Here is a 21761-nt window from a genome sequence, read left to right on the forward strand (position 1 = left end):
GGCAAACTATTCAAACAGAACAGGAACCGCTTTCGCGATCAGGTGATCGTCATCATCCGCAATGCCCAAATGTCGGACCTGGCCGATCCCGGCCTGACATTGATCAAGAGTCAGATCCTGGCGAGAACCAACTCGCTCCTGGGCGAACCGCTGCTCAAACAGGTTTTGTTCAGCGATTTTGCCGCGGTCCAGCAATAGTCGATGAACGAACACCACGCCGCTAGCGTCGGCTCGGTCCCTAGAGGTGTGCCCTCGGCCACGGCGCTGGCAGCCTTTTCGGTTGGCCAACGACCGATCGATGATCAGGTCGAATCGCGCATTCGTGTCGAACGCGCAGTTCCTCTACCGCAGCTCCCGGCCGACCTCGTTGTAAAACTGCTCGCGGTCCCAATAGTCTTTGTCGGTCATCTCGGCTGGCTCCTACCGGTCGCGCCGGCTGTCTGTTGACTGGAATGGAAATGACGAATTTCCAACCGACGGATCGGCTGCCGGCCAAGCCCACTGTCGAGTCGTACCTCGGCTCGTGGAAGTTGGAAGCCCGCCAGACGACGCCGGTGCGGTTGACCAAACGCGACGACAGTGTCGTCCCCGCCGACAAGCAGGCCGAATGGGCCGGACTGACCGGCGACGGGGTGGTGGCATTGGTCAACAAAAGCGATCCGGCCCAATGCGAGCTGACGGTTCGCACCGGGGACGGCAAGGCAACGTATCACTTCGCGGGCCGGCTGCTGTCGCGCGAGCGCGGCGTCGTCGCCGGCTGCCTGGCCAACGGCGGGCAAGCGAATGCTAAGGCCACTTACGGTGCGACTTTGGTGCATTAGAAATCATCGCCGATGCCCGGGGCGGGGCTGACCGTTGGTTCGTCAGGAAAGGCGGCGGTCGGTGAGTATAGTGTTCCCAATCCCTTCGGCGGCAAAGTAGCGAACGTCCGCGTCAAGGCCACCGCCGCCGCGAAGGAAAAGTGATCGAAATGTCATGCATGCTTTAAAGATCAACCCGGCATCGGCGCGGCCCCTTGGTCCAAAACCGGTTCAGTCGATGTGACGAACGCTTCTGTCGCTTAGCCGTTGAACGCGTCGGGCGGGCGGACCGACGCCCGGATTGGCGGTGGCCCTCGCATCAAAGGTGAATAAGACCTCATCCCTGGGCCGTGCCTTGCGCGAAGCGCCGCGAGTTTCATAGATCGGAGCGGCATGACACCCACGAAGCTAAGGCGATGCAAGATTCGGATCGCCCGAACTGCGCGTTGAAATCCCCCGCCAGACCGTCAGATCGACGACGTCGTCGACGAAACGAGCGCTGCCGTCGGCGAACAGCACGTTGACGCCGCCGATGTGCAGGCTCCGCGCCGTACGCCAGCCGTAGGCCGAATAGAGCAGCGGCTTCGCGGGCGGCGGCGTCGGATCGACGGTGACCGAGGTGATGCAATCGCAGGTCGCGGAGTTTGGCGGATAGTAGTGATTGTACGTGGCGCAGCGATATTCCCCGCTGCACCACGCGAATCCGCGCGGGTCGTTTCCACTCGAAGCGATCGAGTTGTAATTCTGCGTTGCATTGCACTTTGCATCGGTGAGATTGGGCGTGCTGCTGAAGCTCAACACGAATTTGTAGCTCCGATCCGGGCTTGTGGACGAAAAGCCCGTGTTCGGGTCGAAGGGTGTGTCGGCGCCCAACAGACTCTCCGATGCGGCGACGGTGTGCGACGTTCCATCCTTGATGTCCGCGAGTTTCGTCGCCGAATTGACGTAGAAAGTGCCGTCGGTATTGAACGGAGTGCCTCCCCCTGCGCCCGAGCCGGCGCACACCGCATAGTTCGTCGGGCCGAATTGCGCCACGGACCGTTCGACCGTGTCGCTGGGGCAAAGAAAATCGGAGATCGGTTGAGATACGCCGAACTGATTCGGCTGCGAAACAGGATAGCCTGGCCCCGGCATATACATCGGCAGCGACAGGTCCAGCAGATTATGCACGTTTTTTTGCTCCATGAATGGGAGCAAACTGGCCAGCGCCGACCAACGGTAAAATGTATACGGGTGAGTCGGATCCGGCGGATATAGCTTTGAGACGGCCGCCGACGGCAACTTCCTCATGGCCGATTCGTGATTCGCGAGCGCCACGCCGATCTGCCGCAGCTTGTTCAGGCATTGAACGCGCCGCGCGCTCTCCCGCGCGCTCTGGAGCGCCGGCAGCAGCAGCGCGATGAGAATCCCGATAATCGCGATCACCACCAGCAATTCGACGAGCGTGAACGCCCCCCGCGCCGCTCGGCGCGAACCGCCGACGGGATCGATCGACAGAGATTCGGTCGAGCAGCGCAGAACCATTGACCTCACCTGGCGGCCGGCGTAAACGACGGAATGGCTCACGCGTTCTCCACCGCCGTTCCCACGTATCTATCGTCGCCGAATTAGCAATCCGAGTCCAGCGGCGCCGCCGACTAGCATCATCAGCGAACTCGGCTCCGGCACGGCCGCGCCGACGGTAATGTTGTCTAACAGAACGCCGTCCCCCGGGTCCGTCTGCACCAGCGTCACCGTATCGAAGGGGGTCGATGTCGTGACGCCAAGATAAGCGCCATTGAAATTCGACGCACCGGGGCCAAACGTTCTCATCGGGACTGTTTGACTGGTGTGCGTGACGGAGTTGCCGAGCTGGAGCGAAAGTGTGTCGGCGTTTGTATCTCCCGCGTTCAAAAAATAAGCGCCAAACGCCGTCACCGGAGAGCTGAGTTGCATCGTGTCGGGGGCCAGTGCGGGAACGGCGAGCAGTGTGTTGAAGTTGCTGATGGCCAGCCCGATCGATCCCGATGCTTGCACGCCGGCGAATGCCTCGGCGGCCGTAATGCCGGTCGCGCCGAACGAGAGATTGGGATGATTCGTGGGGTCGGGGCCGCTCGCGGGCACGTACGAATCCAATGTGTCGGTGCCCGACAGCATGATGTTCGCGAAGAACGAGTTCTGAGCTGCTAGCGAATTCGGATAACTGGGGAGAATGCTGGCATCCGCGCCGAAGTACGTCATGGTTCCCGCGGTCGCTGAGCGGCCCGCGGCCGCGAACACGAGCACCGCGGCCAAGATGGTGAAACCCCTGATGTGTCGCTTTGTCGAGCAAGTCATTAGCTGTACCTCCCAGGTGAGAATCTGAAGACTGCGATGGAGTTGAACACCAATACGACTAAGAAGCTTCTATCGATTAGCCGAGATCCGGCTCATCGCCAATTTGCCGACAATAATCGCCAGACCGCCGGACGCCAAAATCGCCAAACCACTGGGCTCAGGAACAGTCGCCGCGACTCCTTCCGGCGAGCGGAAATCGAACAGGGACGCAGGCGAACCCAGCGGATTTCCAAACAAATCGCTGGCGGCAATCGTCAGCGTCGCCCCATTGCCGACCGACAGCGACTGAATCATCAAACGATCGACTTGGAGACTGCTGCCCGGTGCAAAGAAAAGGATCCCCAATCCCAGCGTCGATGGATTACCTCCATCCACGCTGCCGGCAATCTGATCGATTCCGGAGACCAATAGAGTGCCGTTGTCGATAATGTGCGGGCGATCGGCGGGAGCAACCGCGCCCCACGTTGACGCGTCGCCTGCCAATTCCAGCGTAGCACTCGCGTCGATGGTTGTGGCCGCGCCCCCCGCAGTCGAACCGAGCGCACCTCGCGCCGTCGTGCGGAGCGTGCCGCCGGCCACCTCGGCGCCCCCCGCGTAACTGTTGGTCGCGCCAAGTACGAGCGTGCCTGTGCCCGTCTTGCGCAGCCCGCCGGCTCCGGAGACCGATCCGGAAATCGTCAGGGCAGGACGGTTCGCCGCCGGATCGGCCGCGAGAGCCACGGTCAGGCCATTAGCAATATCCAGTGGGGAGGAAATCGCATGGCTGCCCGATAAGACGGTGATTGAAGCGGCGCCGCCTGGGCCGTTGTCGAGTGTCAAGGCGTGGCCGCTGATCCCGTCGCTGGCCAACGTGTAACTGACGCTGGAATTGTCAAACGCCAGCGAACCGGCGCTGAAAGCTCTATTGACGGTCACCTTCAAAGTCGGTCCGGCGCCGCTGATGGAACCAAACGTGGCAGTGATCCCCTGTCCGTTTGGAACCTGGCCGGTTGCCCAATTCGATCCGATGCCGAACAGCCCGTCGACGTTCGTGATCCAGCTTTCCGAGACGGGCGTGCCGTCGGAGACCATGATAATCGCCGTCGGCTCTTCAAAGCCCGTGTTAGGGTCGGTTTGCGGTGTGGCAACGGTACCCAAGAATTGTCCGGCGAGGGAGTAGCGCGCGATCTTGCCCCCACCGGCGGCAAACCCCAGCGTGGCGACTAGCAGACTCTGCCCGTCCGCGGCGAGTGTAATACTGGCGGGAAATCCTAAGCCGGTAATCGGAGTAAACGCAGGATCAAGCGCCCCGGTCGTGAGGTTGTAGGCAGCCACGCGGCCGGAGAATCCGGCTGTGACGTAAACGTCGTTGCCGCGTGTCATGAGCCCGGCCACGCCGCTCAGCGACGTCGTCGGCGCCACGAGATCCGAGATGGCCGTAATGGCCGCATCGGATTTCAGCACGCCTCCCTTCGACCCCGTCGCATCGTTGAAGCCGCCGACCACCAACGCGCCATTGGGGGCCAAAGCCAATCCCGAGTACGAATCGATCGAACCGCCGACAAGAGCCGGCCCGGCCGACGCGCCGCTGGGCGTCAACGGAACGACTCCGCCGCTCGGCGGTGAATAGTTCAAGTTTGACACGTAAATCGTGTTGCCTGCGGAGTTGAACGCGATCGAACTGGGGAACGACAGCCCCGAATCTCCCGTGGCGATCACAGTCGGATTGGTCGCGCTGCCGGCCTGGTAATTGTAGTCGTATCTTACAACTTCGCTGTTGTTCGAACTGGAGACGTACAATTCCGTGCGATCTGGGGAGATCTGGATTCCGGTGGGCGCGTTCAGATTAGTCGGGTCATTCACCAGCACCCCCAAAAATTGCCCGTCGGGGGTGTATCGATAGATGCTGTTGGTCAGCCGATCGGCGATCAGCATCTCCGCGGCGCTGCCCACGTTCACCGAGCCGACCAGCCCGATTCCCGCCAAGAAGGGTAGCGCCAATCGAAATAGGAGACTCGCGCTCATTAGCCCAAACGGCGGGTTGAACAGAGGGTGGGGATTCCAAGCCGCCCTTGCACAGCTTGGGGTTGGCATCGTCGGTCCATGCGGTGGCGAGCGACGATTGGTAAGCGGACAAACTAGGCGGAGTCGAGTCGCACTGGCGTCACGGTTGGAGTGGACTCAGCGTCCTGCGGGATTGAACCCGCAATCGACTCGCGGGTAAATCATTAATTCTAAAGGGGGGACTGGCAAGAGGCGGGCGGGCAATGCTTTAATACTCATACACTCGTTTGAATGATCGTGTCAAGTAGCCTGTTGATCTAATTTCCCGACAAATCCGGTATTGAGCCAATGGGCGGGATGGCAGGAAAGGGGTTTTTGGACTTACCAGAATCGCGAGAATCGCTCCTCATCCAGAGCGCCGCGGCGGTCCTAGCAACAGCGCACTCCTGGAAACAGCCGCATGACAGATCCGCTCGACTCTAACCGCTGCTCCCGGTTGCTCAAGGCATTGGCTGACCCGGAACGCTTGAAAATCGTGCAGGCGCTGCGGCCCGGACCGGCTTGCGTCTCAGAAGTCGCCGAGCAGTTGAAGGAAGTCGTTGCCAATGTTTCGCATCATTTACGGGTGCTGCGAAGCGCGGGGCTACTGGTCGATCGGCGCGAGGGAAAAAACGTCATTTACGCACTAAATCCGGACATCTTTTTGCGAACGGAAACCAAGCCGGGAACGTTGGACGTGCTCGATTTCGGTTGCTGTCGGCTGGAACTGGGCAGCGATCAGCCGCGACCGAAGCGTCGGCGATCGGCTTCAGTCCGCGCTCGTAAAACGTAAGCGCGCGGGTTTCGCCCTACGGCGCGTCGAAAACGCGGCAGGAAAACGGAATCGTGATTTCGGCAGGAAACGCCGTGAGATTCAGGTTGAGGTCAAGAACGTTCGTCAGATGAACCCCGCCACGACTACCAGACGATCGGCCGCAGAGACTTTTGCGGAGAGTCAGTCGGCGGATTATTCGCGTGACGGCTTTCTCATCGTGCGCGGCGTGTTTCGCCCCGAGGAGGTCGCAGCGTTGGCGTCCGAAGCGCAAACGCTGGCTGAACGCAACGAGCTGGTCGACACGAACAACATTCGATGCCGCTGGCAGGATCATTGCGACAGCGACGAATGTCTGTTCGATTGTTTCGACCCCGTGATCGACATCGGGCCGGTCGCCCGAGCGGTGGCGAACGATGAGCGGATTCTTGCGCCCCTGCGAATGCTGCTGGACGACGATGCGCATCTGTTTAAGGACAAGCTCATCTTCAAGCGACCTGGTGCAAAGGGATATGCGCTGCACCAGGATTACATCGCTTGGCCCGAGTTTCCCGAGAGCTTTACCACCGTGATCGTGGCGATCGATCCATCGTGTGCGGCCAACGGCGCGACCGAAGTTTTCGCCGGATATCACCGTCGCGGGTATTTGTCGCCCCGCGACGGCTTGTACCACGAGTTGCCGGAAAGTGCGGTCGACCCGTCGCACGGAGTGACGCTGGAAATGGCGGCGGGCGATATCGCCATCTTCACCGGTTTCACTCCCCATCGCTCGGCCCCGAATCGTAGCGATCGCTGGCGGCGGCAGTTGTATCTTAGCTACAATGCGGATCGCGACGGCGGAGCACGACGGGAGGCGCATTACAGTCAATTCCACGAGTGGCTGCGGCAACGGTATGCGGAATACGGCAGAACCGATGTCTATTTCTACTGAACGCGACATTGGCTCGTCTCCTTCGAATCCAAGCCCGCGCGACGAGCGCGCCGTCCCATTTCATCTGTCGCTTAACGTGGCTGATCTGGGGCGGAGCGTCGATTTCTTCCGGCGTCTTTTCGATCTCGCGCCAGTTAAAGAGCGGAGCGACTACGCGAAATTCGAAGTGGCCGCGCCGCCGCTGGTGCTCTCGCTCGAGCCGAACTCGGCCAACGCCGGCGACCGGTTAAACCATCTCGGCATTCGCCTGCCGAACTCCGAGCAACTCGTTGAGTTCCAGCGGCGGCTCGAAATGGCGGGCATCGCTTGCCAACGGGAAGAGGGCGTCGCTTGCTGCTACTCGCGGCAATCGAAGTTTTGGATTACTGATCCCGATGGGAATCTGTGGGAGGTTTACACAGTCGAAGAGGATTTGAATTGCCGCGGAATCGGAGATTTGCCGCTTGTCGAGCGGCCGCAGCCCGAGCGCCGCAAATCGACGGCGCCGGCGGTGTGGGTCCATCGCTTGGGCGACGCAATCGCCGCGCGGCTATTAATCGAGTCTGACTCGGTCGATCAAGTGCTTTTGCAAGGATCATTCAACGTGCCGCTCGCGGCCGAAGCGCGGCAACACCTACTCGGCGAAGTGCGGCGGATTCTCAAGCCGGGCGGACAGTTGACGGTGCATGGTCTATCCGCGGATAAACCGGCGACCGACATCGGCGGGCGTTTGCCAGGCCCTGCCGCCATCGTCCAATTCGTGCCAGCCGCCGGCGACCTCATCGCCGATCTGGAAGCCGCCGATTTTGAGGCCATCCATTTCAGTAAACTCGACGACGGAGCCTGTTTCACAATCGATGGTCGCGGGCTGCGCGAAACGCGGATCGATGCCTTCCGCCCGAGCGAGTCGAGCGATCGTGCAGCCCGCGCGATTCTCTACAAAGGCCCGTTCCGCGCGTTGGAAGACGATCTCGGCCGAGTTTTTCGTCGCGGCCGATGGACCTTCATCGACGAAGCCGGTTGGAACCGATTGCGATCATCACCGATCAGCGATCAGTTCTTATTCGAGGCACCACCGACGGCGCCTTAAGATGAGTGGTACGAATAATCGCGGGCTGCGCGCGTCGGCCGGATGGTCCGACGTGACTTTGCCGCAAGTCTTTCACCTGTTCTGACCGCCCTTGTCGGCCGCTGGCGCGTCTTTCTTCGCAGCGGCTGAATAGCCCTTCCATAGCCACTCGAGCGCCTCGGGCAGCGTTTGCTGTTTCACGCTTCCGTCGCAATGGCCGGCGTTGCGGGCGAACACGAACTGGTAATGATAACCCTTGGCGGCCAGCGCTTTGGCCGTGTTTTCATTCGCCAGGACCCAATCGTGCATGTTGTCGTGCATGGTATTCGGGTTCAAAAGGTCTCGGTCGCCCACTTCCATCCAGATTCGCAGCGGCTTGGCCGGGCTGTTGGGGATCAGATGTTCGTGAAGCTCCCACGCGCCGTGCGGCGTCTCGTCGTTATGCGGCCATTGCTGGTTCACGAACGTGCCGGAGTAAGTGAGAACGCGATGGTACAGGTCAGGGCGATACCAGGCCATGATCAATGCGCACGAGCCGCCGGAGCTGCAGCCCATCGTTGCTCGACCTTCCGGATCCTTTGTCAATTTCACATTGCATTGCTTCTCCACCAGAGGCAGCACCTCTTTCTCGACGAACTCAGCGTATAGCCCGGACATGGTGTCGTATTCCAATCCGCGCTCGCTGCCTTGGGCGTCGCCGCTGCCGTTGCCGATCGAGATGGCAATCATCGCGGGCACCCGTCCTTGAGCGATGAGATTGTCAAGAGCGGCGAACAACGCCTTGTCGGGTCCGTCCGCGCCGACGATGAACGGCGCGGTTGTGCCGGGCACGTATTGTTTGGGAACATAAACGGCAGCCCGCCGCGCATAGGGAGCGGGATGGCTGGTGGTCACGACCATTTTGGTTGGGTCGGTGGGATCCGCCGTGCCGCGAGTGTCCTTGTCTCGCGCGATGCCGGGATAAATCTTGCTGTCGGTAGAGTTCATCGTGAGGTCATGAATCACTCCTTGCAGCGCGTCTTGCTGCGCAGCCATTTCCGGTGCCCGTTTGTGAGTCGGACCAATGATGTAGTTTCCCTCGGCGTCCGCCGGTGGAACCGTGCCGTCGGGCAACTCCTTGGCCGCGACAAATCCTGGCGCGTTCGGATCGCGGGTTGGGGGAGTTGGACGCTGGGCCGAAACCATCGCCGGATCGAGGCCGGCCATTAAGCTCAACAAAAATGCAATGCTCAAGTGTTTTGTGTTCATAGAATCTTTTGGGTTAGGCGCGTGTGGTGAATCGTCAACCGGTAATCGGCTGCTATCCTACTTCACGTCACTAATGGTATCTGACGAGCAGCACGCCCGCAAACACCATCGCCGCGCCCGCGAGCCTGCCGATCGACAGCCCCTGCTGCGGCACGTTCATCAGGCCGAAATGGTCGAGCAGCAGCGAGCAGACAAGCTGCCCGCCCACGACAGCGGCGATGAAGGCGGCGGAGCCCAGTTTCGGCGTGAGCGCGGCGCCGGCGAGCACAAAGACGGCCCCCAGCGGTCCCCCGACCCAGTTCCACCACGGCGCCGCTCGGAAGGCCGTCGCCGGGGGCAGGCTCGGACGGATCGCCAGCATCACGAGCACGGCCGTAGCGATCGTTCCGCAAATCGAGAAGAATGCGGCGTAGCGGGGATCGCCGAGGTTGGCCCGCAGCGACCCATTGGCCGCGGCCTGAAGTGCGATGCACGCGCCTGCCGCCGAGGCAAGAGTAATCCAGAGGCTATTCATCGACCTTCCTTTCGTTGAGGAGTTTGCGTCGTCGAACGGGCACCGCCGTTTTCCGTCGCAGTTCATGCGCGATCTTAGGGCAGCGTCCCTCCCGCCTTGTTCATCGAATTTGCTATTTCAGCATGAAGTCTCGGTCTGCGTCAACGATTTCTTCCCGCTAGCCAGTTGGCATTGCATTTGCCAAAGGGGCGCACTCCCGACCTTGCCGGAGTCGCCTAAGCCAAAAGCGCCATGCCTTTGACTGGCGATTCGGTTTGTTCTTTAGCCAAATAGAGGAGGTTTCACATGAAGCTCAGATCATTTTCGCCCTTCTTGAGCGCGGCCTTTGGTGCCGCCACGCTTGTGACGTCGCTCGCAACTCCGCAAGCGAGCATGGGCGCGCCGCCGGGACCGATTTACGCGCAGCTTTCCAGTTCGATGAGCCAGAAGGCGAGCCTGACAGGCACGCTCGTCACGATGGATTCCAACGACGCCCTCGGCGGCTTGGACCATGACGATAAGGGCAAGGGCAGCGACATCACGATCAAGACCGAAGGGGTCTACTTCATGGTCGCCGCCATCCAAGTGGCCAAGGAGAAAGGCGACGCCGACGACTACATCGATGTTTGGATGAAGCAAAACGGCAAAGATGTCGACAACTCGGGCTGCCGCCAGATCATCAAGGATCCTAACTTCACAACCGTGCTGGTTTGCCAAGGCATCGCGGAATGCAAAGCCGGCGACAAGTTCAACGTGGTTATCTCGTCGAACTCGCCCGACAACGGCGTTGGGATCGTCAAGATCGCCCCCAAGGGAGAGCCCGCCATCCCGAGCATCATCTTTTCGATTTTCAAGATCAACTAGGTTGTTTTAGGTTAGACCGCTCACGCACTTGGACGCTGTCGCGTGTCCGAGGCGTCCAGATGCACGTCGGCTGGAGTGATGTCCAGTGCCCAAATGAGTCCCGTGGCGTAACAATGTCCAGGGGCCGACGATTGTTGCGCGATCGCTACGGGCTTGATCGGCCCAAAAGCGCGTTTTTGAGCGGCTCGATCCATTGGCCGCGCTGGGGATCGAAGCAGCCGAAGCCGGAACAAAACTCCCAGTACGCAATGCTCATCTTGCGTTTCGTGGCCTCATCGGCGATGCACTTGGTCCAGCGGGCCCGCGATTCCAGATCGGCCTTGTGATACGAGCCGAATTCACCCAGATAAATCGGTCGTCGATGAACGACGGCCCAGGCCAAGGCCGTGTCGAAATCGTGCGCAACCGCTTGTTGCTCAGCCGCGGTGCCGCTCCACTTTTCGCCGAGCCATTTTTGTGCCTCGGGGCCTGCCCATTCCGCTCCTTGATGCGTGAAATGGAATGGATTGTAGTAGTGCACGGTGACGACGAGGTGCTTGTCGTCCTCTGGCAGCTTAAGGCCGCCGAGTTCCTTGATGCTGTTATAGCCGACAGGGCCGATCACAACGTCGCGCACCGGGTTCGATGGCCGCACGACGGCCAGTGCCGCGGCCAAATCCCGATTCCATTCGTCCGCGGTCAACTTGTGATTCGGCTCGTTGAGAAGTTCCAGCGCTAATTCGGGCGGGAAGTCTTTGAAGTGCTCGGCGATCTGCTTCCAAAGGGCGACGAACCGCTCGCGATGCTGCTGCGGCTCGTTCATCATGCCGTCGTAATGGTGCATGTTCAGCACCACGGCCAATCGCCGCTTGAGCGCCTGATTGACGGCCCAATCGACGCGCTCGAAGAACTTGGTATCGATCTTATAGGGCGGCGACTCCTCGGCGTGAGCCGACCAGCGGACAGGGATGCGGACGGAATTGAATCCGGCCTCGGCGATTCGGTCGAAATACTCTTCTTTGAGCACAACGCCCCAGGTGCCTTCGCTAGGCGCTTCAAGCGCGTTGCCCAAATTCACGCCACGCCCGAAACGGGCCGTCATCCGCTGAAAGTACGGATCGGCCATCAGTTCCTTCAACTTCGGCGATGCTTCGGCGGCCCGCGCGATCGGCGAATTAGTGCAGGCCGCCACCGCGATGAAAGCTAGCGCAGTGAGCCATTGACCGCATCCTGATTTCATTTGATCTCCTCGCGCGCTTATAAATGCTCTCCAGCCCGCTAGCTACCGGTCCTTACACATGCTGCTCATAAATCGGATTACGCAGCAATCCTACGGGGGCTGACGCCGCCCGGCTCGCCAAATTACACTTGCCGCTCAACAATCGGATTGCGCAGCGTGCCGATGCCGTCGATCGTGATCTCGACTTCGTCGCCGGCGTTCAGTGTAAAGTCGCTGCCGGGCACAATGCCGGTGCCCGTTAGCAAGAGCACGCCATCGGGAAACGAGTTTTCGCGACCCAGCCAGCCAATCAGGTCGTCAAACGAGCGGGCCATTTGTGCAATGTCCGTCTTTCCCTCGAAAACGATGCGGTCAGCACGATGCACTGCCAATCGGATGCCGATCTCGGCGGACGGCGGCATCGCGTCGACCAGCGTGATCCAGGGGCCGAGTCCGCAGCAGGCGTCGTAGGTCTTAGCCTGCGGAAGGTAAAGTGGATTCTCCCCTTCAATGTCGCGGCTGCTCATATCGTTGCCGACCGTGTAGCCGACCAATTGCAACCTCGAATTCAGCACCAGCGCCAGCTCCGGCTCTGGCACGTTCCAGCGCGAATCGCGCCGGATGCGCAGCGACTGACCTGGACCAGCGACGCGATGTGGAGTGGCTTTGAAGAACAGCTCCGGCCGGGCCGCTTCGTAGACGCGATCATAAAGCGTGGCGGCCGATTCCGATTCCTCCATCCGGGCCGTCTTGCTTCGCTTATACGTCACGCCCGCCGCCCAAACTTCCTGGCGATCGATCGGCGGCAAGAGCGCGACCTGATCCAGCTCAATGGGCCGTGTCTCGACATCCATCAGGACGGCGATTCGCCGCGCTGGATCAGCGTCCTCAAGAATCTCGGTCAGCGTCACCGGATCGCCCCACCGCGCGGCAAGCGGAACGATCGCGTTATCGCGGACCACTCCCACCGATGCTTCGCCAGAGGGCGAACGGAACTTAGCCAGGTGCGTCATCGCGATCATTTCCCCAATGGCAGCTCATAGCATGCGGCTTCGCGCGAGTTGCGCACCAGCAGGTAACGGCCGAAAAGGCAGAGATTGTTCCAGGTCTGACCTTCGATCGCTTCAAACTTGCCGAGTTCGTGATGCGCCTCGGGCGACAATTCGACCAGGGCAATTTCCCCTTCGTCGGATTCTACCAAGAGCAGGTCGCCGACGCGGAGGATTTGGCCGTGGCCGTAGTGCCCCGCCTTCCAGCGCCGCTTGCCGGTCGCCAGCTCGACGCATTCCAGAATTCCGTCCGACAGGCCGTATACGAAGCCCTTGTAGACGACCACGTTGGTTAGCTTCGTTTGCAAGTTTTTTTGATTGTGCCAGATGGTCTCGGTCGCCCACCGGTCGGTCGCCGGATCATGCTTGACAGAAAAGAGGGCGCCGCCCCCTGAGTAGCCTTTCGACACGAAGAGCCGATCGTCGGCCACCGCGATCGCCTGCGACGAGCTGGCGTTCATGTTGCTGCTGCCGGGCCAAGGATACTCCCAGAGCATCGCACCAGTGGCCACGTTGTGACCAGTGATGTTGTTTTCGTTGACGCTCACGATCTGCCGAACGCCGTCGAGCCGCGCGAGCGAGGGGGAGCTGTAGCTCACTTGCCGGTCGCCCGCCTGCCACATTCTCTTACCCGTCGCCATGTCGTACGCGATGAGCGACATCTTGGCGCCTTCCTTTGGCCCGCCGCCGGGAACGACGACGAGGTTATCGACAACTAGCGGCGAGCCGGCGCGGCCCCATAAAACTTGTTTCGCTTCATCATCGAGCGCCACGCCGGTTTCTTCCAACAGGTTCTTACTCCATAGGATCGAACCGTTCGCGCCATCCAAGCAGCGGAGCACTCCGCTCGCTCCCATCGCATAAACTTTCCCTTGATAAATCGTCGGCGTGCTCCGCGGGCCAGTGCCGCCTGGGATGGTCGTGTGGCGGGCCTCAATACCGCTGGACCACTTCAAATCGCCGGTCAATAAGTCGTAACAAGTGACCAATTCCTCATCGTCGCGCTGTTCCATCGTCACAGCGTAGCCGTTGACGGCCGAAAAGGCCGAATGCCCCGCGCCGATCGGATGTTTCCAAACCGGCCGCGGCGGCTGCGCCTTCCAATCGCGAGCGAGCACGATCCGATCAATCCCGAGGTTTCGATCCGGCCCGAGAAACTGGGGAAAATCATCGTCGGTTGAAACGTCCAGCGCCACTTTGACCGAGTTCGTGGGGGCAACAGGTTTCGCGAGCAACTGATCGGGCTGTTTCGACCAACGGAAGGCGAACACGGGAAGCAACTCAGCCGTCGTGTGGTCCACTCGAAGAATCGCCACGGCAAACGCCAGCCCGCCGACCACGACGGCCAGCGGCGTCCACCGCACGGCGGCCGAATGCCCGCTGAAAAAAGCGAACCAAATCACCAGCACCATGATCGCCGCGAAACTGGAACCCATGCCGATCAGATTGGCGATGGCATGGTCGAGCATGTCGGGCATCCGAGCCCAGAAGTTGAGGCCGATCAGGACCAGCAGAAAGAGCCAATACCAGATCGGCGGACGAATTCGACCTTTCGGTCGTGATTCAGCCGGTGGAGTTGCAGATGAAAGTTCGTTCGACATGCGATTCCCGTTTGCCGCGCGCGACTACCGCAAATCTCTTCGGGTTATCGTAGCCGAAGAGAGCCGCGACCGTAAATGGCGAGACCTGCTTGCATCCCAAGAACCGCCCGGGGCTGTCTGCCCTCTTTTCGCGCCCAAAAATTGACGCGGCCGCGGGCGCGGTTTACGATGGCGTCGTGATACCAATGGGGTGAATTCTTGCCAGTTGTGTTCGAAAACGGCCATTGCCGCGACACTTTTTCAGAGAGACACCGTGAGAACGTCATTGTCAATCGTTTTGGGTCTGGCGTGTTGCGCTGCTGCCGCCCAATCGGCCTCGGCGGACGTCATCACCGACTGGGATACGGTCCTGATCAACGCCGTGAAAACCGACACGGGCAATCCGGCGACGACAATGCCGGGACCCGGTTGGGCTTCTCGCAACATGGCGATGGTCGCCTCGGCGATGGGCGACGCCGTCGATAATGCCGCCTCGTCGTTCAGTTTCACCCCTTATGCCTATTCCCACCTTACGCCGACGGCCTCGCCGACGGCTGCCGCCGCTCAGGCCGCACATGACGTGCTCGTGAATCTCTATCCCGCTCAGCAATCGACTCTGGATGCCGCTTTGAACAATTCGCTCGCGGGAATCTCCGGTCCGGCGCTCGCTGACGGCAAGGCTCTGGGAGCCGCCGTCGCCAGCGCGATCGTCGCCCGTCGGGCCAACGACGGGTCGAGCGTTTCCGTCAGCTACACGCCCCAGCCCGGCTTGGATCACTATCAATTGCAACCCGGTCAGACGGCCTGGGGACCCAATTGGGGTAGCGTGACGCCCTTCATCTTGTCGAGCGCGCAGAAGACCGACAACGCGAATCTGATCGCCGCTCGCATCGACGCACTCGTTCCCGGCGCCACGAGCTTGACAAGCACCATGTTCCTGAGCAGCTCGGCATTCGCCAATGCCTTCAATCAAGTGATGTTGCTAGGGGCAGCGACCGGCTCGACCCGAACGCAAGCCCAGACCAACATCGGCTATTTCTGGGGATACGACGTGGGCAATCTTGGCCCGCCCCCAATCTTGTACAACCAAATCGTCCAGACCATCGCCAACCAACAGCACAACACCGTCGCGCAAAACGCCCGGCTGTTTGCCTTGGCGAATCTGGCGATGGCGGACGCCGGCATCGTCTGCTGGCAGTCGAAGTACACGTATGACTTTTTTCGGCCGATCACCGCGGCCCAGGAAGGTCTCCAACTCGCGGCAATCAATCCGGGGATCACCAACGTCAATACGAGCTGGACTCCGCTCGGCGCGCCCAACGGGATCATCGGTTCGACCACCCGGCCGAACGACAACCCGTTCACCCCGCCCTTCCCGTCCTTCACGTCAGGCCACGCCTCATTTGGCGGCGCGCTGTTTTCGACGTTGGCCGACTTTTACGGAACCGACAACATGAACTTCACGCTCACCAGCGACAACATTCCCGGTGTGATGGAATCCTTCACCAAGTTCAGCGACGCCGCCGCGCAGAACGCCGAGAGCCGAATCTATCTCGGCATTCATTGGCAATTCGACGCCGACATCGGCGTGGCCTCCGGCGATATGGTCGGCAACGACGTTTTCGGCAGCGCGATGCTGTCCGTGCCCGAGCCGAGCACGTTCGTCCTGGCGGCGTTGGGCCTGCTCGGATTTCTGGCATACGCCCGGCGGCGAGGCAGTTGGGCGGAAAAGGCCAGAGCGAAGCCGTCGGCAACTGGCGTTTGATGCTGTACTTCTCCTCTCCTCAGAACCCCTCACAAAACCGCCGGGGACTGTCCCCATTTTGCGCAGTCCGCGGAGCAAAACTGGGGACTGTGCCCTTCTCCCAGGCAGTGTCGTGAGGGGTTCTCAACGCGGCAGGCGTAAGCGCCGCCTTCAAGCCTTTGCGATCGGGGCTCCTTGATGAAAACGTGCATTTTCCTCTGTTTGATTGTCGCGGCCGGCGGTTCCTTGCCGCGGGCACTCGCGGACGAGCAAACGGTTCACTGCCGGCAAGGAGTGGTCGTCAGCGTCAATGGACATGCTTCGGATGTTGGCTTGGCCATCCAGAAGCATGGGGGCAACGCCGTTGATAGTGCCGTGGCGACGGCGCTGGCGTTGGCGGTGACGTACCCGGCCGCGGGCAATATCGGCGGCGGCGGTTATCTACTCGTGATGCCGAGCCAGGGCGAGCCGCTGGTCTTCGATTATCGCGAAGTTGCGCCGGCGGCAGCCACGCGCGAGATGTTCATTGACCCCGCCGCGCGCACACCCCATCGCCGAGTCGGCGTCCCGGGCACGGTGCGCGGCCTGGCGCTGGCCCATCTTCGATTCGGCAACCTGCCTTGGCGCGATCTGGTGCGGCCGGCTATCGACCTGGCCCGCGACGGCTTCGCGCTCGACTCGGCGACGGCTCGTTCTTTGAACGAAGTGCTCGCGACCTCCGACAAATCTCGCTTTGCTGAGCTGCATCGCGTGTTCGGTAAACCGGACGGCGCGAAATGGCGCGCCGGCGACCAGCTCAAGGAACCCGAACTGGCTCAGACGTTGCAATGCATCGCCGAGCGCGGCGCTGACGGTTTTTACTTGGGAGAAGTGGCTGAGAAGATCTCCGCCGAAATGAAGCGCGGCGGTGGACTCGTGACCGGTGAGGACCTTGCGTCCTATCGTGCTCTGGCCCGACCTCCCTTGCGGGGCATGTACCGAGGCTTTGAAATCTTGGGCGTTCCGCCGTCGTCCTCTGGCGGCACGTCGTTGATCGAGGCGCTGAACATCCTGGAATGCTTCGATTTCGACCGGGATCCGACTTCGCCCACCAACGTGCATCGGACGGTCGAAGCGATGAAGCGGGCCTACCGCGATCGGGCCCGCTACCTGGGCGATCCGCTGGCGGCGCCGATTCCCGATTTTCTCGTGGACAAAGCCTATGCCCGCCGGCTGGCTGCCACGATCACCGGCCGCGCCACTCCCAGCCGCGAGTTGGCCGGCGACATTCCGCTCGCCGCGGAGTCCAAGGAAACGACCCACATCTCTGTGGTGGACAAGGATCGCATGGCGGTCAGTCTGACGTACACGCTCGAAAACTCGTACGGCAGTCGGGTCGTCGTACCCGGGGCCGGTTTTCTCCTGAACGACGAGATGAACGACTTCAACTGGCTTCCCGGTGTTACCGACGCCACCGGCCGCATCGGCACGGACGCGAACCTCGTGCGCCCCGGCAAACGCATGCTCAGCTCGATGTGTCCGACGATTGTCGCCCGCGACGGCCATCCCTTGCTCGTCACCGGCTCGCCCGGCGGGCGAACGATCATCAACACGGTCCTGTGCGTCGTGACCAACCTCATCGATTTTCACATGGACCTGCGCCATGCCGTGGATGCGCCTCGCTTTCACCACCAGTGGTTTCCGGACGAAATCCGCGTGGAACCTGCCTGGTCCGAGCGAGCCCCGGAGCTTGCCGATAAGCTGCGGGCGATGGGCCACACGCTGGCGCCGTCTGCGCATCAGGGCGACGCCCACAGCATCTGGATCGATCCCGCCACCGGCGACCTGACCGGCGCTGCGGATCGCCGGATCTCGGGCAAAGCGGCGGGTTATTGATGCCGCCTGTTAAGCGGCCTGCGCGAAACCGACGGCGAGAGGTGATCGCACGGCGTAGGCGTGTCCGTCCGAGGCAATTCAGTCATAGCCCTTCGAACAGCCAGATTGTGGCGACCGAAGTGGCGAAGAATGACGGGAGTAGCACCGACCGCGATAGAAGTCTGATTCTGGAGGAACAATTCGACAAAGGCCAATCACGGCGATTTACTGGAACCGACTACGGTCGAAGTACCATGATCAGTTCCCGTGAGGCTTGGCGCGCAGATCGATGGGCACCATCGCCTCCTAACGTGCTAAATCGCCCTAGCACCGATTTACATCGAACTTGGCCAAAATACTCGGCCGCTACTCCTCGCAAGAGGTGACTTGAGATACCGTTTGAGCATTTTTTGTCAGGGAAGGTGACGATCGCCGTTGCACCTTGCGCAGCCACGAGCTTCAGAAGCTCGGTCACTGCACAGCGAGATTCGGTTTGGACGCTGTATTTCGACCGTGGACGTTCCTTGGCCGGCGGATATCGGCCTACACCTGACACGTCGCCGCATCGGCCGCGGCAAACGGTTTCAAGCACATGATAGAACCTGCTGTAGTGAACCGCCGAATACGGAGGGTCAATGAATACAAGGTCTCCCTTGCGCAGTTCTGAGGCGGATTCATTTGCATCCGCAACTCGCGCACTTCCACGAATCTGAGCGTGTTTACTTGCGATTTCTCGTAATTCAGTTTTGGTTCTTTCCAGAACTTCGCGATTCCACGACTCAAGCAGAAATCTCTTGGCAGATTCTGTTGGCTGAAATGGCTGAGCAGTGTGTCCTGGCGATGCGGCACACTGACTTGCGGCGCTGATTAGCGCGGCCAATGCTACTTGTCGGTCACGCGGGCTTTGTGGTAGGGATAGGCGAAGTGCATCCATCCAGATTGATTGAGCGCTGCTGAAATAATGCCCGCCGTATGCCCTCGTGATTACAAATTCACTCGGCGCGCTCGCACATGTTTCACGAATCTCCTCGACGTACGAATTATGAAAGTCGATGGGGCGAGGAAGTACGCGTGTGGCTTTGGCGAACAGTCGGCGTCGTTTGAGTTCACGTTCGGCGCGCCCTCTCCATTCTGCCCAAAGAGTCTCGGCATTTACGGCTCTAGTGCGCCCAAGCACTGCGCAAGCAAGGGCGACAGAGAATGCCTGAATGTCGAAAGCTCGAACAGGTATGCGGCAACACCCGGCGACAAAACTTGCCACAGCGCCCGAGCCCGTAAAAAGGTCCATGAATCGGCGCGCATTCTGAACCTCGTCCTTCAAGAGGAGCCCAAGTCCATTCTTTAACATCCAGCGCTTAGAGCCCATGTATTTCATAGGGTTTTGCGATAGATGGATAGGTTGCCCGACTCGGTGATCTGGTAGTCACAATACTCATTCGCAAATGCGGGCGACCGTTGGACGGTCCAGAAGCGGTTCTTTCCGCCCAGAATCTCGTCGACGATTCTCCGATAGCGAACGATCCGGTGGTAGGCTACGATTTGAACCGACTCGAGATCGGGGTATGACCGACGATTCGGTATGGGCGGCACCTGCATTTCAATTGAGGAGATTTTCTCGACACGGCTCGTCAAGCTCACCTTTTCGAGCGGCGCGAACTGTGGAAATCCAGACACGTGATCAGCGTAGTTTGCGCGGTTTCGATGCCCGGAGTCAGATATATCTGCTTTTTCGGGGTTGAGAGTGAACAGCGGATCCGCAGAAAAGCACGGGGACTTCTTTACTATCTTCCAATAAAACTTATGCTCGCCGCTCCCGGCGTCTTTTTTGATGGCGCTGCAATGATGCCCGCCATGGTCAAGCGTCATGCGGATCACCAGCTTGCGATCGTAAAGTAGAAAGTAACCTAGCAAATGCGCTAGCGCACGCATTGCATAGTGGCTGGCATAGTAACCGCTGACGGAGGACCAGAGAGGGCTTGCGCTCGTCAACGAGCACGAAATGAGGAAGCTGTGGATCGCTCGGTGCCATGCCTCTACCGAAGCCGTGGCGAAGTACTTTGACTTCTGTCGATCAATCGTGACCTGCAACTCATCCCGGTTTGGGAAAGCGCTGAGGAGGTTAGCCGCCAAGTGGCCAAGGTGAGGGAACGAGTGCGCGGCGCTAACGACATTCAATGGAGCGAAGAGAACGTCGACAAAAGTGCGCGTCTCAGGTGGAATCTCAATCGCCATTGCTGAGCTCGGAATAGATTCTGCCGCGAGTTTCGCGAGCCTTTTCCGCCCTATCCTCCGCCGTCATGTCGTCAACGCTTGCTGTTGTTCCCACTGAGCACCACAATACGTCTCTGAATCTCGCGATGCCACCGCTTCCCAAGAATCCGTGTTCCTTGAACTGGGATTTGTCAATGAATTGATCGTCCTCAAGCAGAGAAGCCTTCTTGAGCGATTTCTTGAGCCACGCGGCGAGGTGCTCCGATGCCTCGTCGCTAAGGGGATCAATTCGCTTCGTCTTTAGAGTCCACAGGCATGCTGGAATCAGGGTGATAAATGAGACCATGACGCGCCCCTGGTATACGACGTTTTGGGGCGTCAACTTCTCGCCTTCCGACAAATCTTCTCGCCGTCCTGTCGCCTCGAGCCATGCTTCCAGACACAGCGCCAGGAACGAAGCTTGATCCTCAAGCGACGAAATCTCGGCCGTATCCAGCGACTCCAAGACATCCTCAATCGCCGAATTCAATGTCGCGAGCGTAACAACATCACCCACGCCATACTTGATTCCAGGGATTTGGATCATGCCGACTAGAGGTCCGACTTCGAGCATCAGCTTGCGACCCAGATCTTGTGCACGTTCTTTCTTACCCAGCATGCCTGGCTCGCGCGTCGTTGGAAATAGGTCGGCCACGAGGGAGCGATCGACTTTCTTCTGATAGAAATTTACATCGATAAAGATTTGAGCCTGACGTTTCGGAGGCGCATCAGCATCATCAAGATCGACAAATATCTCAGCAGGAATCTCCCACTTGAATCCAGGCTCAGATTCTCTCGATAACATGACGGCAAAATATGCCCCATTGATTCTGTGCTGACCGTCAATCACAGAGAAGTTGAGGTCGGCGTCGTCTTTGAACGTCAACTTTGCTGCACCGTCCTCCAGCATCCTTACCGTCGCTCCGTTTAGGTGTAGGAGGACGTTGGAAAAAACCGGGTATGAACTACGAACGTAGTTGATCACTCGGGGGACCCGAGGCGGCCAAATCCGACCCTTCTCGTGCTTTTTCACCTCGTAGACGGATGCAAAACAGGCGCAAAGGCGCTCAGGGGCATCAACTATCTCTTCCTGTAGAAGATAAGCGGCGATCTGAGCAACGCGCTTCCAATCCAGCGAACGTTGAATCGCCTTCACCTTCTTGGGATTGCGATGCGGGGAGTGTGGAGTGCCAGGCCACCACTCCATGAGCTTCGTTACGTCGAGCGCCGCTAGGCAATGCTTCGCTGCCTTAACGTCCGTGGGGACGAACGGGTTCTCTGGCACGATCACGGAGATGGTCTGAATCGGTCGCGACGTCATTTGACACCTAAAGTCGCATTGCGATCGGTCGGAGCTGTGCTATCGCGACAGCCAGCTTCCACGTCATTGTCGGCAGTTCAGCCCGCTATGATAGCTTATCGGCCCATTCCGCCCAACAGCGCGATGAAAGACCGACGGGCGACGCGGCGTGCGTCAGGATCCACGAGCGATTTGCAGCCTCTGCAGGCGGCAAGTTCGCTTCCGACGCTCGTGACGACGGGTCAGTGAGAAAGAACGGGCAGAACGATTTATTAAATAGTTCTGCCCTTTT

18 protein-coding genes are annotated in these 21761 nt (G+C 59.9%); 8 read left to right on the forward strand and 10 right to left on the reverse strand.

What is annotated here, in order from left to right; all coding sequences use genetic code 11:
* A partial coding sequence (locus VGY55_02025; GenBank protein ID HEV2968735.1) for a flagellar basal body-associated FliL family protein occupies window positions 1–198 on the forward strand: 198 nt, incomplete at its 5' end.
* A gap of 260 nt (window positions 199–458) precedes the next feature.
* Window positions 459–821 (forward strand): hypothetical protein, encoded by a 363-nt coding sequence (locus VGY55_02030; GenBank protein HEV2968736.1) that lies wholly within the window; start codon window positions 459–461, stop codon window positions 819–821.
* Window positions 822–1208: 387 nt separating this feature from the next.
* Here VGY55_02030 and VGY55_02035 read toward each other — a convergent pair whose 3' ends face one another.
* The 3 genes from VGY55_02035 to VGY55_02045 all read right to left on the reverse strand — a co-directional run bounded on the left by VGY55_02035 (window position 1209) and on the right by VGY55_02045 (window position 5120).
* The gene (locus VGY55_02035) at window positions 1209–2366 is read right to left on the reverse strand and encodes a DUF1559 domain-containing protein (GenBank protein ID HEV2968737.1); all 1158 of its coding nucleotides are present in this window, start codon (window positions 2364–2366) and stop codon (window positions 1209–1211) included.
* A 27-nt stretch (window positions 2367–2393) separates the two neighbouring features.
* Window positions 2394–3116, reverse strand: coding sequence for a PEP-CTERM sorting domain-containing protein (locus VGY55_02040; protein ID HEV2968738.1), 723 nt, complete (start codon window positions 3114–3116; stop codon window positions 2394–2396).
* Window positions 3117–3185: 69 nt separating this feature from the next.
* Window positions 3186–5120 carry an SMP-30/gluconolactonase/LRE family protein gene (locus tag VGY55_02045; protein HEV2968739.1) on the reverse strand — a complete coding sequence of 645 codons (1935 nt, stop codon included), beginning with the start codon at window positions 5118–5120 and terminating at the stop codon, window positions 3186–3188.
* 439 nt (window positions 5121–5559) lie between these two features.
* Here VGY55_02045 and VGY55_02050 point away from each other — a divergent pair, with 439 nt between their 5' ends.
* The 3 genes from VGY55_02050 (at window position 5560) to VGY55_02060 (ending at window position 7910) form a co-directional block, all read left to right on the forward strand.
* On the forward strand, window positions 5560–5931 hold the full coding sequence (locus tag VGY55_02050; GenBank protein HEV2968740.1) for a metalloregulator ArsR/SmtB family transcription factor: 372 nt from the start codon (window positions 5560–5562) through the stop codon (window positions 5929–5931).
* 109 nt (window positions 5932–6040) lie between these two features.
* Window positions 6041–6841: a phytanoyl-CoA dioxygenase family protein gene (locus VGY55_02055; protein HEV2968741.1), complete on the forward strand. Its 801-nt coding sequence runs from the start codon at window positions 6041–6043 to the stop codon at window positions 6839–6841.
* On the forward strand, window positions 6825–7910 hold the full coding sequence (locus VGY55_02060; protein HEV2968742.1) for an ArsI/CadI family heavy metal resistance metalloenzyme: 1086 nt from the start codon (window positions 6825–6827) through the stop codon (window positions 7908–7910). Before VGY55_02055 ends, VGY55_02060 begins: the two co-directional genes overlap by 17 nt.
* A 72-nt stretch (window positions 7911–7982) precedes the next feature.
* On the opposite strand, the gene VGY55_02065 is transcribed toward VGY55_02060, so the two are convergent.
* Window positions 7983–9137 (reverse strand): alpha/beta hydrolase-fold protein, encoded by a 1155-nt coding sequence (locus tag VGY55_02065; GenBank protein ID HEV2968743.1) that lies wholly within the window; start codon window positions 9135–9137, stop codon window positions 7983–7985.
* A gap of 70 nt (window positions 9138–9207) precedes the next feature.
* Window positions 9208–9651: a DMT family transporter gene (locus VGY55_02070; protein ID HEV2968744.1), complete on the reverse strand. Its 444-nt coding sequence runs from the start codon at window positions 9649–9651 to the stop codon at window positions 9208–9210.
* 285 nt (window positions 9652–9936) lie between these two features.
* On the opposite strand from VGY55_02070, the gene VGY55_02075 reads away from it, so the two are divergent.
* The gene (locus VGY55_02075) at window positions 9937–10494 is read left to right on the forward strand and encodes a hypothetical protein (GenBank protein ID HEV2968745.1); all 558 of its coding nucleotides are present in this window, start codon (window positions 9937–9939) and stop codon (window positions 10492–10494) included.
* A 145-nt stretch (window positions 10495–10639) separates the two neighbouring features.
* Here VGY55_02075 and VGY55_02080 read toward each other — a convergent pair whose 3' ends face one another.
* From VGY55_02080 to VGY55_02090, 3 genes are all read right to left on the reverse strand, one after another.
* A complete protein-coding gene (locus VGY55_02080) occupies window positions 10640–11713 on the reverse strand; it encodes a glycoside hydrolase family 5 protein (protein ID HEV2968746.1) in 1074 nt (357 codons plus the stop codon).
* A gap of 122 nt (window positions 11714–11835) precedes the next feature.
* The gene (locus VGY55_02085) at window positions 11836–12705 is read right to left on the reverse strand and encodes a fumarylacetoacetate hydrolase family protein (protein ID HEV2968747.1); all 870 of its coding nucleotides are present in this window, start codon (window positions 12703–12705) and stop codon (window positions 11836–11838) included.
* Between the two features lie 5 nt (window positions 12706–12710).
* Window positions 12711–14342 carry a PQQ-binding-like beta-propeller repeat protein gene (locus VGY55_02090; GenBank protein HEV2968748.1) on the reverse strand — a complete coding sequence of 544 codons (1632 nt, stop codon included), beginning with the start codon at window positions 14340–14342 and terminating at the stop codon, window positions 12711–12713.
* Window positions 14343–14595: 253 nt separating this feature from the next.
* Between VGY55_02090 and VGY55_02095 the strand changes: the two genes are divergently transcribed.
* Window positions 14596–16086, forward strand: a complete 1491-nt coding sequence (locus tag VGY55_02095) for a vanadium-dependent haloperoxidase (protein ID HEV2968749.1) — start codon at window positions 14596–14598, stop codon at window positions 16084–16086.
* 177 nt (window positions 16087–16263) lie between these two features.
* Window positions 16264–17940: a gamma-glutamyltransferase gene (ggt, locus tag VGY55_02100; GenBank protein HEV2968750.1), complete on the forward strand. Its 1677-nt coding sequence runs from the start codon at window positions 16264–16266 to the stop codon at window positions 17938–17940.
* A gap of 1350 nt (window positions 17941–19290) precedes the next feature.
* On the opposite strand, the gene VGY55_02105 is transcribed toward ggt, so the two are convergent.
* Together VGY55_02105 and VGY55_02110 are read right to left on the reverse strand one after the other, a co-directional pair.
* Window positions 19291–20151 (reverse strand): hypothetical protein, encoded by an 861-nt coding sequence (locus tag VGY55_02105; GenBank protein ID HEV2968751.1) that lies wholly within the window; start codon window positions 20149–20151, stop codon window positions 19291–19293.
* A complete protein-coding gene (locus VGY55_02110) occupies window positions 20141–21490 on the reverse strand; it encodes a DGQHR domain-containing protein (GenBank protein ID HEV2968752.1) in 1350 nt (449 codons plus the stop codon). Before VGY55_02110 ends, VGY55_02105 begins: the two co-directional genes overlap by 11 nt.
* Between the last annotated feature and the right edge of the window lie 271 nt (window positions 21491–21761).

Source organism: Pirellulales bacterium, from assembly GCA_035939775.1.
GTDB lineage: Bacteria > Planctomycetota > Planctomycetia > Pirellulales > DATAWG01 > DASZFO01.